Source organism: Pseudomonas cimarronensis (assembly GCF_049331905.1).
Taxonomy (GTDB): domain Bacteria; phylum Pseudomonadota; class Gammaproteobacteria; order Pseudomonadales; family Pseudomonadaceae; genus Aquipseudomonas.
In genome coordinates this window covers 343,930-358,917 of the sequence record NZ_CP186283.1, presented here as the reverse complement: position 1 = coordinate 358,917, position 14,988 = coordinate 343,930, and the positions used below count along the sequence as shown (strand labels likewise).

Here is a 14,988-nt window from a genome sequence, read left to right as displayed (position 1 = left end):
ATGACTTCCGTATTGCGTTACTTCAGTTGGTTGCTGGTGCCCGTTCTGGCCCTGTGCAGCCTGACTGTTATGGCCGAGCCCCTTGAGGGCGCGGCGCAAGCTCTGCATCTGCTCGGTTACCTGGGCGCTGACTACCCGGCCACCGTGGCCAATGGTCAGGTGATCGACTCCAGTGAATACCGTGAGCAGCTGGAGTTTATGACTGTACTGCAAGGTCTGATCGTTGCGCTGCCAGCGCGCAGCGAACAGGCTGAACTGGAGCAGGGCGTGGCTAATCTGCGTCAGGGCATTGAACAGCGTATCGACGGCGGCCAGGTCGCTCAGCAGGCGCGGCAGTTGGCCGCGACCCTGGCCAGCGCTTATGGCGTCAGCCAGACCCCGGCCATCACCCCTGACCCCAGCCGTGGCGCGCCGCTGTTCGCCCAGCATTGCAGCGTCTGCCATGGCGCCAGCGGTGCCGGCGACGGGCCGGCGGGTATCGGCCTGGAGCCACCGCCGGCCAACCTGCGCGACCAGGCGCGACTCAATCGCCTGAGCCTGTATGACCTGTTCAATACCATTGGCCTGGGCATCGACGGCACGGACATGGCGGCTTTTGCCGATCAACTGGATGAGCGTCAGCGCTGGGACCTGGCCAGTTATATCGTCGGCTTCAGCGCCGAGCCGGTTGCTGCCGGTTCGCCGTTCACGATGGCTGTGTTGGCCGGTACAACCCCGGATGAAGTAGCGGCAGCACAGGGCGAGGAGGCGGCTGCACGCTTCCGTGCCCAGCGTGCTCAGCCACCGGTGCAGCAGCGCGGCCCGCTGCAATTGATCGAACACACCCGTACGACCCTGGAGCATAGCCTGGTGGCTTACCGCGCCGGTGAGCACGAACAGGCCTATGACCTGTCCGTCGGCGCTTATCTGGAGGGTTTCGAGCTGGTCGAAAGCGCCCTGGATAACCTCGACTCGGTGCAGCGCAAGACCACTGAGCGGGCGCTGATGGCCTACCGTCAGGCGCTGCAGGATGGTTTGTCGGTGCCGCAGGCGGCGCAGCGGCTGGAGCGGGCCAAGGCCGAGCTGGCGACCTCGGCCGCCTTGCTCGATGGCGATGGTCTGTCGAGTTCGCTGAGCTTCTTTTCCAGCCTGCTGATCCTGCTGCGTGAAGGGTTGGAGGCGATTCTGGTGCTGGCGGCGATTCTGGCTTTCCTGCGTAACACCGGTCAGCAGCAGGCGGTGCGCAGCGTGCACATCGGCTGGGGACTGGCGCTGCTGGCCGGGGTGGCTACTTGGGCACTGGCGGCGTACCTGATCGACGTCAGCGGCGCGCAGCGTGAACTGCTGGAAGGTGTGACGGCGTTGTTTGCCAGCGTGATGGTGCTCTGGCTCGGGGTGTGGATGCATGACCGCCGGCATGCGGCGGCCTGGCAGGATTACATCAAGAGCAGCCTGGTCGGTGGCGGCGGTCGTTTCGGCTTTGCCGTGCTGGCGTTCTTCTCGGTGTACCGCGAGCTGTTCGAGGTCATCCTGTTCTATGAAACCCTCTGGTTGCAGGCCGGCCCGCAAGGCCACGGCATGGTCCTGGCCGGTGCTGCGGCGGCGCTGGTGCTGCTGCTTGGGTTGGCCTGGGTGATCCTGCGCGGCTCACGCAAACTACCGCTGGCCACCTTCTTTGGTGCCAATGCCGTGCTGCTCTGTGTGCTCTCGGTGGTGTTCGCTGGCCACGGTGTAGCGGCGTTGCAGGAAGCCGGGGTGCTGGGTACGCGGCCGGTGGCATTCTTCGAGTTTGACTGGCTGGGTATTCACGACGATGCCTACAGCCTGGCGGCCCAGGCCACTGCGCTGGCGGCTATTGCGCTGCTTTATGGCCGCAGCTGGCTGGGCGAGCGGCGGCGTCTGGCTCAGGCTTGATGCACCGCTGTTGCCGGCATGGCTTACCATGCCGGCTTTGTTGCCTGTGGAGAATGCTGGGTGATGCGAGTCTGGATTGATGCCGATGCCTGCCCCAAGGCAGCCAAGGATCAGGTGGTGAAGTTCGCCCTGAAGCGGCGCTTCGAGGTGCTGCTGGTAGCGGGGCAGGCGCAGATCAAACCGACTTATAGCTGTGTGCGGTTGATCGTGGTGCCCAGTGGCCCGGATGCGGCGGATGACTACCTGGTGGAGCATGCGCTGCCGGGCGAGTTGGTGATTTGCAGCGACGTGCCGCTGGCCGATCGCCTGGTGAAGAAGGGCGTGGCCGCACTTGATCCACGTGGTCGCGAGTTTGACGAGCGCAACATGGGCGACAAACTGGCCGTGCGTAACCTGTTTACCGAGCTGCGGGAACTGGGCCAGGTCGGCGGCGGTCAGCCACCCTATGGCGAGCGAGACAAGCAGGCGTTTGCCAATTCGCTGGATCGCATTCTCACCCGCTTGCAGCGCAAATAGCGTTTAACCGCACAGATAGGTGCCAGTGCCGACAGCCACCAGGGTGCCGTCGTCGCTGTGCAGTTCGCTGCGTACCACCGCCACCTTGTTGCCGGTACGCAGCAGCACGGCGCTGGCAGTAAAGCGCTGGCCACGGCCGGGGCGCAGGTAGTCGATCCGCAGGTCGATGGTGCCAAGTTTGGACAGCCGCGCCATGCGCTCGGCGCTGGACAGGTGCTGGTGCTTGTCGAACGCGCCGATCAGCGCCATGGCGCCGCCGCAGACGTCCAGCAGTGAAGAAATCACCCCGCCATGCAGGATCCCGTGGACGAAGTTTCCGATCAGCTCGGGCTTCATCGGCAGGTGCATGGTCACGCGTTGGGTGCTCAGTTCATCCAGTTCGATACCAAGCATCTGATTGAACGGTATGCGCTGAAAGAAGCTGCTGACCGCTTGCTGCAGTTCGGCGGTGAGCTCGAAAGGTGGGTTGCTCATGGAGGTCGTGCCTGGGCGAAGGGATGTTCAAGCTGCCGCACTCTGGCTGATCTGGCCAGTGGCGCGGCTGGAGTGCCGCGCGCATTGGCTGATATGTCGGGCTGATTCAGCCGAATAACAGGTCGTTGAAAAACGTAAGCGAGGCAGGCAAGACAAGGCGCTACGTTAGTAACAGCCTCCGGCTGGTCAAAACGGCCGAGGAAGCGGAGTTTACTGGTTGTAAATGAGCATTCCGAGGCCGTTTTTAACGCAGTATTGCCAACGTAGGTAGTTTTTCAGCGATTTGTCAGGCCGGGTGGCTGAGTTCCAGCACCCGATCCACCAGCTTGTTGATCCCTGCTGCTGCTTCACTGATCGACTGGGCGGACATATAAGCCGGGGTGGTTACCAGCTTGCGTTCGGCGTCTTCGACAATCTCGCTGACTTCACACTCGTGGTGTTCGGCACCCATCTGTACCAGGGTCGCGGCGGTTTCGTGGTCTTTGCCGATGGTGCAGATCACGCCGCTGCCGAAGATCTTCGCCGCCAGTGCCGGGGCAATGCACATCAGGCCCACCGGTTTGCCAGCATTGACGAAGGCTTGGGTGGCGCTCAGTACATCCGCCTGTACCGTACAGTTAGCGCCGCTGATGGCGAAGTCGGAAAGGTTTTTCGCCACACCGAAACCGCCCGGCAGGATCAGTGCATCGAAGTCGCCGACATGCAGCTCCTTGACGTCCTTGATCTTGCCGCGGGCGATGCGCGCCGACTCGACCAGTACGTTGCGCGTATCGTCCATTTCGTCGCCGCTGTAGTGATCGACCACATGCAGCTGCGGCACGTTGGGGGCAAAGCACTGCACCTGGGCGCCACGCTGATCGAGGCGCAGCAGGGTCAGCACACTCTCATGGATTTCTGCGCCGTCGTAGACGCCACAGCCGGAAAGAATCACCGCGACTTTCTTGTTCATCAAGTTCTCCTGAATTGCCAGCTGTATCGGGTTGAGTCATGTCCTTTGAGCCTTAGCTCTGATGTCGCCATATGCCACTTAGGTTGGCATGGCGCGCCGCGAGACGCGTGCAGCGCTGGGCTAGGATTCATTCAGCAATCCTAGCCGTTAGCCGCGTGCTGCGATATGGCCTATGCCACAGGTGAAACCATGAATTATATCCTCTACGCCGTGCCGTTCTTCTTTGCCCTGATCGCCCTTGAGCTGTTACTCGATCATTGGCGCGGGGTCAGCACCTACCGCTTCTCCGATGCGCTCAACAGCCTCAGTGCCGGCGTGCTGTCGACCACCGTGGGCCTGCTGACCAAGGCCGTTGGGTTGCTCACCTACACACTGGCCTGGCAGCACTTCGGTGTGTTCGAGTTATCGGCCAGCAGCCTGTGGGTTTGGCTGTTTGCCTTTGTCTTCTACGACTTCTGCTACTACTGGAACCACCGCCTGGGTCACGAGCGCAATGTGCTCTGGGCGGCGCATTCGGTGCATCACCAGAGTGAGGACTACAACCTCTCCACGGCGTTGCGGCAGACCAGCACCGGCTTCATCTTCGGCTGGATTTTCTACTTGCCGATGGCGCTGATCGGTGTGCCGCCGCTGGTATTCCTCACCGTGGCGGCACTCAACCTGCTGTATCAGTTCTGGGTGCACACCCGGCATATCCCCAAACTGGGCTGGTTCGAGTGGTTCTTTATCACGCCGTCCAACCACCGCGTACACCATGCGCAGAATGCTGTGTATATGGATCGCAATTACGGCGGCGTGTTCATTCTCTGGGATCGCCTGTTCGGCACCTTTCAGGAAGAGCTGGACGAAGAACCGGTGATCTTTGGCGTGACCACGCCGCTGGCCAGCTGGAACCCGCTTTGGGCCAATGCGCAGTTCTATGTGGCGCTGTGGCGTGATGCCGTGCGGGCCGAGTCCTGGTGGGACAAGCTGCGCATCTGGTTTATGCGCACCGGCTGGCGTCCGGCCGATGTCGCGGCCAAGTACCCGCAAACCAAACCGGACCTTAGCCAGTTCGTCAAATTCGACGTGCCGCTGAGCCTGGCGCAGAAGCTCTATGCCTGTGTGCAGTTCAGCCTGTATGTGGTGGCCGGCACCGTGCTGCTGGGCCTGGGCGACACACTGAGCCTGGCGCAGGCGCTGCTGGGCATCGCCTGGATGGCCGTGGGGCTGACGATCATCGGCAGCTGGCTGGAAAACCGGCCGACGGCTAAGCGTCTGGAAGTACTGCGTCTGCTGCTCAACCTGCCGGCGGTCTGGCTGGCCCTGCAGCTTGGTCTGTTGACCGCCCAGCCACTGCTCTGGGCGCTGCTGCTGGGCTACAGCTTACTTAGCCTGGGCGCGCTGTTCTGGACCCCGCGCGGGCAGGCTGCTGTGCCAGCCTAAACCTAATTCTTGGCTGGACCTTACAACGGTGGACAGGCGCATGCCTGTCCACCGTTGTGCTTTTCGGGGCGGGGAAACGGCTGTGGCGTATACGCGTGCAACATATCTTCGCCACAGTTGCGGCGCTATGCTTGCTGAGCTTGCGGCAAGCGGTCGCAGCGCTGTCGTGCGTTGTCATACTTTGGTCATAATGGCCGCTTATAACTGTCACACTCGCCCGTTGCTACGGGCTTCGGAGCCTGCCGTGAGCTTTACCCCCGCCAACCGCCTGTTTCCCGCCACTCGCCTGCGTCGCAACCGCCGTGATGATTTTTCCCGGCGTCTGGTGCGGGAAAACCGCCTGAGTGTCGATGACCTGATCCTGCCGGTGTTCGTCCTCGATGGCGAAAACCGCCGCGAAGCAATTGCCTCGATGCCAGGCGTCGAGCGTCTGTCCATCGACCTGCTGCTCAAGGAAGCCGAGCACTGGGTCGCCCTGGGCATTCCCGCGCTGGCGCTGTTCCCGGTGACGCCGCTGGAGAAGAAATCCCTGCTGGCTGAAGAAGCCTGGAACCCGGACGGCATCGCTCAGCGCGCAATTCGTGCGCTGCGCGCGAAATTCCCCGAGCTGGGCGTGATCAGTGACGTGGCACTGGACCCGTTCACCACTCACGGCCAGGATGGCATCCTCGATGAGTCCGGCTATGTGCAGAACGACATCACCGTCGATGCGCTGGTCAAACAAGCGCTATCACACGCCGAAGCCGGTGCTCAGGTGGTCGCACCTTCGGACATGATGGACGGCCGCGTGCAGGCGATTCGTGAAGCGCTGGAGCTGGCTGATCACAACAATGTGCGGATCATGGCTTACTCGGCCAAGTACGCCAGCGCCTACTACGGCCCGTTCCGCGACGCGGTGGGTTCAGCGGCGAATCTGGGCAAGGCCAACAAGGCCAGCTACCAGATGGACCCGGCCAATGGCGACGAAGCGCTGCATGAGGTGGCCGCCGATCTGGCCGAAGGCGCCGATATGGTCATGGTCAAACCAGGCATGCCCTATCTGGACATCCTCTGGCGGGTCAAAACGGAATTCAAGGTGCCGACCTTTGTCTATCAGGTCAGTGGTGAGTACGCCATGCACATGGCGGCGATCCAGAATGGTTGGTTGGGCGAGGCGGTGATTCTCGAATCACTGACTGCCTTCAAACGTGCGGGTGCCGATGGCATCCTGACGTATTTCGCCGTGCGCGCGGCAGAACTGCTGAAGCAGGGGCAGTAGGCCCCACAGGAACTCCAGATGAACACCGAAGGACTCAGTACCCCTGAATTGCAAGACGCCCAGCCGGTCGTCGATGAGGTTGTAGCCGTGGAAACCCCTGTCATCGAGGCCCCAGCGCCGGTCGTACCTGCGCCTGTGGTGATCCATAACCTGGATGACAGCAGCCTGTATATCCACCGCGAGCTGTCTCAGCTGCAATTCAATATCCGCGTGCTGGAGCAGGCGCTGGATGAGTCCTATCCGCTGCTGGAGCGTCTGAAGTTCCTGCTGATCTTCTCCAGCAACCTCGACGAGTTCTTCGAGATCCGCGTCGCCGGCCTGAAGAAACAGATCAACTTCGCCCGTGAACAGGCCGGTGCTGACGGTCTGCAGCCGCATCAGGCGCTGGCGCGGATCAGCGAGCTGGTGCACGAGCAGGTCGAACGCCAGTACGCGATCCTCAATGACACGCTGTTCCCGGCGCTGGCCAAGCACAATGTCAACTTCATCCGTCGCCGTTACTGGACCGCCAAACTCAAGGCCTGGGTGCGGCGTTATTTCCGCGACGAGATCGCGCCGATCATCACCCCGATCGGCCTCGATCCGACGCACCCGTTCCCGCTGCTGGTGAACAAGAGCCTGAACTTTATCGTCGAACTGGAGGGTGTCGACGCCTTCGGTCGCGATTCCGGTCTGGCGATTATCCCGGCCCCGCGTCTGCTGCCACGGGTCATCAAGGTGCCGGAGGATGTCGGCGGCCCTGGCGACAACTTCGTGTTCCTCTCCTCGATGATCCACGCCCATGCCGATGACCTGTTCCAGGGCATGAAGGTCAAGGGCTGCTACCAGTTCCGCCTGACCCGAAACGCCGACCTCTCGGTGGACACCGAAGACGTCGAAGACCTGGCCCGTGCCCTGCGTGGTGAGCTGTTCAGTCGCCGTTATGGCGATGCGGTGCGCCTGGAGGTGGTCGATACCTGCCCACGGCCGCTGCTCGATTACCTGCTCAAGCAGTTCAACCTGAGCGAAAGCGAGCTGTATCGGGTCAATGGGCCGGTCAACCTGACCCGGCTGTTCAGCATTACCGGTCTGGAAAGCCACCCGGAGTTGCAGTACACGCCGTTTACTCCAGTGATCCCCAAACCGCTGCAGAACGCCGAGAACATCTTCAGCGTGGTGAGTAAGCAGGACATTCTGCTGCTGCACCCGTTCGAGTCGTTTACTCCGGTGGTCGATCTGTTGCGTCAGGCCGCGAAAGACCCGCATGTACTGGCCATCAAGCAGACGCTGTACCGCTCCGGGGCCAACTCGGAAATCGTCGACGCATTGGTGGAAGCAGCGCGAAACGGCAAGGAAGTGACAGCGGTAATTGAGCTGCGCGCGCGCTTCGACGAGGAATCCAACCTGGCCCTGGCCAGCCGCTTGCAGGCTGCCGGCGCGGTGGTGATCTACGGTGTGGTCGGCTTCAAGACACACTCGAAAATGATGCTGATCCTGCGTCGCGAAAACGGCGAAATTCGCCGTTATGCGCACCTCGGTACCGGTAACTACCATGCCGGTAACGCGCGCCTGTACACCGACTACAGCCTGCTGACCGCCGACGTCGCGCTCGGTGAAGACGTATCCAAGCTGTTCAGCCAACTGATCGGCATGGGCAAGACCCTGCGCATGAAGAAGTTGCTGCACGCGCCGTTCACCCTGAAGAAAACTCTGCTCGACCTGATCGCCAAGGAAACCGCGGCGGCGGCCGAGGGCAAACCGGCGCAGATCATCGCCAAGTTCAACTCGTTGACCGACCCGAAGATCATTCGCGCGTTGTACAAGGCCAGCCAGACCGGGGTGAAGATCGATCTGGTGGTGCGCGGCATGTGCTGCCTGCGCCCGGGCATCGCCGGGGTCTCGCACAATATTCAGGTGCGCTCGATCATTGGCCGCTTTCTCGAGCACACGCGGGTTTATTACTTCCTCAATGGCGGCGACGAGCTGATCTACCTGTCCAGTGCCGACTGGATGGAGCGCAACCTCGACAAGCGCGTCGAGACCTGCTTCCCGGTGGAAGGCAAGAAGCTGATTCTGCGGGTGAAAAAGGAGCTGGAAAGCTACCTGACCGACAACACTCAGGCCTGGGTGTTGCAGCCGGACGGCCGCTACCTGCGTACCAGCCCGAGCGGTAACCAGAACCCGCGTAGTGCGCAGGCCGGCCTGCTGGAGAAGCTGACTGCGCCGTTGATCACCGCCCGCTAAGCAAGGCTGCGGATAACCCTCTCCCACGTACGGGGGAGGGTGCGTCGGGTGGGAAGGGTTGGTTAGCTTACGACCAGTTCAATCGCGATGCGCTTGAGCCACTCGGCTTCCTGGGTGAAGTCGGCCTGGGTCAGCGGGTTGCTCTCCAGCCAGCCTTCGGGAAACTGAATCTCCAGACGCTGTTCAGCCGCCTTGAGCTGCACGTTGGGCATTTCCTGAGTGCCACGGATGTGATGGAACAGGATGGCAAAACGCAGCAGCACGCACAGGCGGATCAGCTTGGTGCCTTCGGCGCCGAACTCGGCGAATTTGTCCTTGGGGATATTGCGCCGGTGGCCGCGCACCAGCAGTGCGAGCATCTGCTGATCCTGGCGCGAGAAGCCGGACAGGTCCGAGTGCTCGACCAGGTAAGCGCCGTGTTTGTGGTACTGGTAGTGGGCGATGTCCAGACCCACTTCATGCACCTTGGCCGCCCAGCTGAGCAGCTCGCGGTGCCAGTCGTCTTCCAGCTGCCAGTCTTTGGCCACCTTCTCCAGCGCCGAGAGCGCCTTGCTTTCGACACGCGCGGCTTGTTCCAGGTCGACGTGATAACGCTCCATCAGCGAGCTCAGGGTGCGTTCACGCACGTCTTCATGCTGATGACGACCGAGCAGGTCGTACAGCACGCCTTCACGCAGCGCGCCTTCGGAATGGCTCATGCGCTGGATATCGCAGGCATCGAAGATCGCTTCAAGAATCGCCAGGCCAGCAGGGAAAATGCCCCGGCGATCAGGCTTGATGCCGTCGAGGTCGAGCTTTTCCGCCTCGCCGATCTTGAACATCTTGCGCTTGAGCCAGGCCAGGCCCTGGGTGTTGACCTCGCCTGTACCCAGGCCGGCGGCTTGAATGGCCAGGCCGATGGCCTTGATGGTACCGGATGCGCCCACTGCATCTTCCCAACCCAGGCGGCGCAGGGCGTGCTCGATGCCCATGATCTCCAACCGCGCCGCCGTGTAGGCCTGGGCGTAACGTGCCGGGGTAATCTTGCCGTCCTTGAAAAAACGCTGGGTGAAACTGACGCAGCCCATCTGCAGGCTTTCGCGCAGCAGCGGCTCGAAGCGCTGACCGATGATGAATTCGGTGCTGCCGCCGCCGATGTCGGCGACCAGGCGTTTGCCGGGGGTGTCGGCGATGCTGTGTGATACGCCGAGGTAGATCAGCCGCGCTTCTTCGCGGCCGGAGATGACTTCAACCGGATGACCGAGAATATCCTCGGCGCGGCGGATAAATTCGCTGCGGTTACGCGCTTCGCGCAGGGCGTTGGTGCCCACCACGCGCACTGCGCCTTCCGGCAGGCTGGCGGTCAACTGGGCGAAGCGGCGCAGGCAGTCAAGACCACGCTGCATGGCCTCTTCACTGAGCAGGCGTTGTTCATCGATACCGGCTGCCAGTTGTACCTTGTCGCCGAGGCGTTCGAGGATGCGGATCTCGCCATGATCGGCTTTGGCCAGCACCATATGGAAGCTGTTGGAGCCCAGGTCGATAGCTGCAATCAAAGGAAAAGACTCGGCAGGGGTATACGGCATGGCAGGACCATCTCAATGCGGAACCGCGTCATCGTGCCACGATAGCCTGGCCCCGCCAACGCATACTGATGTCGCAGGTCTGTTGCCAGCGCGCGATTGCTGGGCCTAGACGGCAGCAACGCAGGGTTTGCCGACTGTCTGAATAAATTGTGACAGCGCTGCAGGCACGGCTGTTTTGCAGGCACGCCATAGAGAAGCTCAATTGCCACCGCCTTCCTGTGTGGGAAAAGCCGGGCTATGATGTCGGCCATCTTTAAGCTTGCGAACCCGGAGACTTTCCATGAGCGAATTCATCACCAACGTCAGCGATGCCAGCTTCGACCAGGATGTTCTGCAGGCCGAAGGGCCGGTGCTGGTCGACTACTGGGCTGAGTGGTGCGGCCCATGCAAGATGATCGCCCCGGTGCTCGATGAGATCGCTCAGACCTATCAGGGCAAACTGAAAGTCTGCAAGCTGAACATCGACGAAAACCAGGACACCCCGCCGAAGTTCGGTGTGCGTGGTATCCCGACCCTGATGCTGTTCAAGAACGGCAATGTCGAAGCCACCAAGGTCGGCGCACTGTCCAAGTCGCAGCTGGCGGCGTTTCTCGACAGCAATATCTGAGTCGTATCCTGTGCTAAAAGCCCTGCCAATTGCGGGGCTTTTTTCTGCCCGGGGCGCTAGACGTACGAATAAAGCCGGTGTTACATTCGGCCTCGCTGCATTTTCTATGTAGCCCCCTGCAAGCCGTCGCCGACGGATTCCTCCGCGAATACCCTCGATACACACGGGCGATCAAATCGCCGCTCAGTGGCACGGCCTCCCAAGCTTATTAGCTTATTTCCCTCCCTCATGATTACGTCATTCCTATGAATCTGACCGAACTCAAGCAAAAGCCGATCACCGAACTGCTGGAACTCGCCGAACAGCTGGGCCTGGAAAACATGGCCCGTTCGCGCAAGCAGGACGTGATTTTCTCGCTGTTGAAAAAACACGCTAAAAGCGGTGAGGAAATCTCCGGTGATGGCGTGCTGGAGATTCTCCAGGACGGTTTCGGCTTTCTCCGCTCTGCGGATGCCTCGTACCTCGCTGGCCCCGATGACATCTACGTCTCGCCGAGCCAGATCCGCCGCTTCAACCTGCGTACCGGCGACACCATCGTTGGCAAAATCCGCCCACCGAAAGAAGGCGAGCGTTACTTCGCCCTGCTCAAGGTCGATACGATCAACTTTGATCGTCCGGAAAACGCCAAGAACAAGATTCTGTTTGAAAACCTGACGCCGCTGTTCCCCAACAAGCGTCTGGTGATGGAAGCCGGTAACGGCTCCACCGAGGACATCACCGGCCGGGTGATCGACCTCTGCGCACCGATTGGCAAGGGCCAGCGCGGCCTGATTGTCGCCCCGCCGAAAGCCGGTAAGACCATCATGCTGCAGAACATCGCGGCGAACATTGCGCGCAACAACCCCGAGTGCCACCTGATCGTTCTGCTGATCGACGAGCGCCCGGAAGAAGTGACCGAAATGCAGCGCACCGTGCGCGGCGAAGTGGTCGCCTCGACCTTCGACGAGCCGCCGACCCGCCACGTGCAGGTTGCTGAAATGGTCATCGAGAAGGCCAAGCGCCTGGTTGAGCACAAGAAGGACGTGGTCATCCTGCTCGACTCCATCACCCGTCTGGCGCGCGCCTACAACACCGTGATCCCAAGCTCCGGCAAGGTGCTCACCGGTGGTGTTGATGCTCATGCTCTGGAGAAGCCGAAGCGTTTCTTCGGCGCTGCGCGGAACATCGAAGAAGGCGGCTCGCTGACCATCATCGCCACCGCGCTGGTGGAAACCGGCTCGAAGATGGATGAGGTGATTTACGAAGAGTTCAAAGGCACCGGCAACATGGAGCTGCCGCTGGACCGTCGTATCGCCGAGAAGCGTGTGTTCCCTGCGATCAACATCAACCGCGCCGGTACTCGTCGCGAAGAGTTGCTGACCGCCGATGACGAACTGCAGCGCATGTGGATTCTGCGCAAGCTGCTGCACCCGATGGACGAGATTGCTGCCATCGAGTTCCTCACCGACAAGCTGAAAGCGACCAAGACCAACGACGAGTTCTTCCAGTCGATGAAGCGCAAGTAAGGCGTCCTTCGCCTTGCAACAAAAGCCGGGTAAGCCCGGCTTTTGTGTTCCTGGGTATTGGCTTTCCCTTCTGAAAGCCCGACTTCGGCGCTAAACTTTGCGGCCGACTCTTGCCTGTCCGACACGAGGCTTCAGCATGCAGTATCGCGACCTGCGCGACTTTATCCGTGAACTGGAAAAGCGTGGCGAACTCAAGCGCATCCAGACCCCGGTATCGCCGGTTCTGGACATGACCGAAATCTGCGACCGCACCCTGCGCAAGGGCGGCCCGGCGCTGCTGTTCGAAAAGCCCACGGGCTTCGACGTGCCAGTGCTCGGCAACCTGTTCGGCACGCCCAAACGCGTGGCGCTGGGCATGGGCGCCGAAGAGGTGTCCGAGTTGCGCGAGATCGGCAAGCTGCTGGCCTTTCTCAAAGAGCCGGAGCCGCCCAAGGGGCTCAAGGATGCCTGGAGCAAGCTGCCGATCTTCAAGAAGGTCATTTCCATGGCGTCCAAGGTGGTCAAGGACGCGCCCTGTCAGGAAGTGATCGAGGAAGGCGAGGACGTCGACCTGAGCAAGCTGCCGGTGCAGACCTGCTGGCCGGGCGACGTGGCGCCTTTGATCACCTGGGGCCTGACCATCACCAAGGGCCCGAACAAGGAACGCCAGAACCTCGGCATCTACCGCCAGCAGGTGATTGGCCGCAACAAAGTGATCATGCGCTGGCTCAGCCACCGTGGCGGCGCGCTGGATTACCGCGAGTGGTGCCAGAAGTATCCGGACAAGCCTTACCCGGTTTGCGTTGCGCTGGGCGCCGACCCTGCGACCATTCTCGGCGCTGTCACGCCAGTGCCGGATACGCTCTCCGAATATGCCTTCGCCGGCTTGCTGCGTGGTCACCGCACCGAGCTGATCAAGGCGCGTGGCAGCGACCTGCAGGTGCCGGCCAGTGCCGAGATCGTACTGGAGGGCGTGATCCATCCGGGCGAAACCGCACCGGAAGGCCCCTACGGCGATCACACCGGCTACTACAACGAGGTCGATACCTTCCCGGTGTTTACCGTTGAACGCATCACCCGTCGACAAAAGCCGATCTATCACAGCACCTACACCGGTCGGCCGCCTGATGAGCCGGCGATTCTCGGCGTGGCGCTGAATGAAGTGTTCGTGCCGATCCTGCAGAAGCAGTTCCCCGAGATCACCGACTTCTACCTGCCGCCGGAAGGCTGTTCTTATCGCATGGCGGTGGTGACCATGAAGAAGCAGTACCCTGGCCACGCCAAGCGCGTAATGCTCGGTGTGTGGTCGTTCCTGCGACAGTTCATGTATACCAAGTTCGTTATCGTCACCGACGACGATATCAACGCACGGGACTGGAACGACGTGATCTGGGCAATTACCACGCGCATGGACCCCAAACGCGACACGGTGATGATCGACAACACGCCAATCGACTACCTCGACTTTGCCTCGCCGATTTCCGGCCTTGGCTCGAAGATGGGGCTGGATGCCACCCATAAATGGCCTGGGGAAACCAACCGCGAGTGGGGCCGGGCTATCGTTCAGGATGAAGCGGTCAAACAGCGCGTCGATGCGCTGTGGTCTGAGCTGGGAATTGATTGATGAAAGTCACCCTGAACCCTTCGGGTGCTGTACTGGACGTGCAGCCGCGCGAGCGCATTCTCGATGCAGCGCGGCGTCTGGGTTACGACTGCCCGCAGAGTTGTCGCAATGGCAACTGCCATATCTGTGCGGCGCTGCTGGTTGAAGGTCGTGTGCAGCAGGGCGGGGTCGAGCTAAGTCAGGGTGAGCTGTTCACCTGCCTGGCCGAGCCACTGCAGGACTGTGTGCTGCACTGGGATGGCGTGCTTGCGCCGGGCGAATTGCCGGTGCGTGAACTGGCCTGCCAGGTGGTCAGCTGTGACGAGCAGGGCGGCGATGTGTTCCGTTTACGCCTGCAAGCGCCGGCCGGCAAAGCGCCGCGTTACCACGCCGGGCAATACCTGCTGTTGCAACGTGATGGCGACGATTACGCGGCCTTCTCCCTGGCCTCGGCGCCGCATCGTGGGCGTGAGCTGGAGCTGCATGTGCTGGCCCGTGATGAGGCCACGGTGGCGCTGATTGCCCAGTTGCGCCGCAGCGGCTTGGTGCGGGTAAAACTGCCGTTCGGTGATACTCACCTGGCCGAGTTGCCGGATGGGCCGCTGGTGTTGATCGCCGCCGGCACCGGCATGGCGCAGATGCACAGCCTGATCGAACATTGCCGCGCTGCGGGTTTTGCCCATCCGGTGCACCTGTACTGGGGCGCACGTCGCCCGGAGGACTTCTACGAGCTGGAGCATTGGGCACAGTGGCAGCAGGTACCCAACCTGTTCCTGCATCAGGTGGTCAGTGATCAGTGTGGTTGGGCGGGCCGTTGCGGTCTGTTGCATGAAGCCGTGCGCGAAGACTTCCCCGACCTCAAGGCCTTGCACGTCTATGCCAGCGGTTCACCGGCGATGGTCTACGCCACCCTGGATGCGCTGGTAGACGCCGGAATGGACGCCCACCAGATGCGCGCCGACGTTTTCGCCTACGCGCCGCGCAGTTAAAC

General features: G+C 61.5%; 12 protein-coding genes. 9 read left to right on the top strand and 3 right to left on the bottom strand.

Annotated features, from left to right (window positions below; genetic code table 11):
* Both ACOCLD_RS01655 and ACOCLD_RS01650 read left to right on the top strand, forming a co-directional pair.
* Nucleotides 1–1,893, top strand: coding sequence for an FTR1 family protein (locus ACOCLD_RS01655; RefSeq protein WP_422910596.1), 1,893 nt, complete (start codon nucleotides 1–3; stop codon nucleotides 1,891–1,893).
* A gap of 63 nt (nucleotides 1,894–1,956) precedes the next feature.
* On the top strand, nucleotides 1,957–2,409 hold the full coding sequence (locus tag ACOCLD_RS01650; RefSeq protein ID WP_422910595.1) for a YaiI/YqxD family protein: 453 nt from the start codon (nucleotides 1,957–1,959) through the stop codon (nucleotides 2,407–2,409).
* 3 nt (nucleotides 2,410–2,412) lie between these two features.
* On the opposite strand, the gene ACOCLD_RS01645 is transcribed toward ACOCLD_RS01650, so the two are convergent.
* Both ACOCLD_RS01645 and elbB read right to left on the bottom strand, forming a co-directional pair.
* Complete coding sequence (locus ACOCLD_RS01645) at nucleotides 2,413–2,883, bottom strand: thioesterase family protein (RefSeq protein WP_422910594.1); 471 nt, start codon at nucleotides 2,881–2,883, stop codon at nucleotides 2,413–2,415.
* Nucleotides 2,884–3,169: 286 nt separating this feature from the next.
* Nucleotides 3,170–3,832 carry an isoprenoid biosynthesis glyoxalase ElbB gene (gene elbB, locus ACOCLD_RS01640; protein WP_257778965.1) on the bottom strand — a complete coding sequence of 221 codons (663 nt, stop codon included), beginning with the start codon at nucleotides 3,830–3,832 and terminating at the stop codon, nucleotides 3,170–3,172.
* Nucleotides 3,833–4,021: 189 nt separating this feature from the next.
* Here elbB and ACOCLD_RS01635 point away from each other — a divergent pair, with 189 nt between their 5' ends.
* From ACOCLD_RS01635 to ppk1, 3 genes are all read left to right on the top strand, one after another.
* On the top strand, nucleotides 4,022–5,257 hold the full coding sequence (locus ACOCLD_RS01635; protein ID WP_422910593.1) for a sterol desaturase family protein: 1,236 nt from the start codon (nucleotides 4,022–4,024) through the stop codon (nucleotides 5,255–5,257).
* Between the two features lie 244 nt (nucleotides 5,258–5,501).
* Complete coding sequence (gene hemB / locus ACOCLD_RS01630; protein ID WP_422910592.1) at nucleotides 5,502–6,515, top strand: porphobilinogen synthase; 1,014 nt, start codon at nucleotides 5,502–5,504, stop codon at nucleotides 6,513–6,515.
* 18 nt (nucleotides 6,516–6,533) lie between these two features.
* Nucleotides 6,534–8,738 (top strand): polyphosphate kinase 1, encoded by a 2,205-nt coding sequence (gene ppk1 / locus ACOCLD_RS01625; protein WP_422910591.1) that lies wholly within the window; start codon nucleotides 6,534–6,536, stop codon nucleotides 8,736–8,738.
* Nucleotides 8,739–8,800: 62 nt separating this feature from the next.
* Here the strand turns inward: ppk1 and ppx are convergent, their stop codons facing one another.
* Nucleotides 8,801–10,303, bottom strand: coding sequence for an exopolyphosphatase (gene ppx / locus ACOCLD_RS01620; RefSeq protein ID WP_422910590.1), 1,503 nt, complete (start codon nucleotides 10,301–10,303; stop codon nucleotides 8,801–8,803).
* A gap of 280 nt (nucleotides 10,304–10,583) precedes the next feature.
* On the opposite strand from ppx, the gene trxA reads away from it, so the two are divergent.
* From trxA to ACOCLD_RS01600, 4 genes are all read left to right on the top strand, one after another.
* The gene (gene trxA / locus ACOCLD_RS01615; RefSeq protein ID WP_090241426.1) at nucleotides 10,584–10,910 is read left to right on the top strand and encodes a thioredoxin TrxA; all 327 of its coding nucleotides are present in this window, start codon (nucleotides 10,584–10,586) and stop codon (nucleotides 10,908–10,910) included.
* 245 nt (nucleotides 10,911–11,155) lie between these two features.
* On the top strand, nucleotides 11,156–12,415 hold the full coding sequence (rho, locus tag ACOCLD_RS01610; RefSeq protein WP_233685513.1) for a transcription termination factor Rho: 1,260 nt from the start codon (nucleotides 11,156–11,158) through the stop codon (nucleotides 12,413–12,415).
* Nucleotides 12,416–12,551: 136 nt separating this feature from the next.
* Nucleotides 12,552–14,018, top strand: a complete 1,467-nt coding sequence (gene ubiD, locus ACOCLD_RS01605; RefSeq protein WP_422910589.1) for a 4-hydroxy-3-polyprenylbenzoate decarboxylase — start codon at nucleotides 12,552–12,554, stop codon at nucleotides 14,016–14,018.
* On the top strand, nucleotides 14,018–14,986 hold the full coding sequence (locus ACOCLD_RS01600) for a CDP-6-deoxy-delta-3,4-glucoseen reductase (protein WP_422910588.1): 969 nt from the start codon (nucleotides 14,018–14,020) through the stop codon (nucleotides 14,984–14,986). Before ubiD ends, ACOCLD_RS01600 begins: the two co-directional genes overlap by 1 nt.
* Nucleotides 14,987–14,988: the final 2 nt, after the last annotated feature.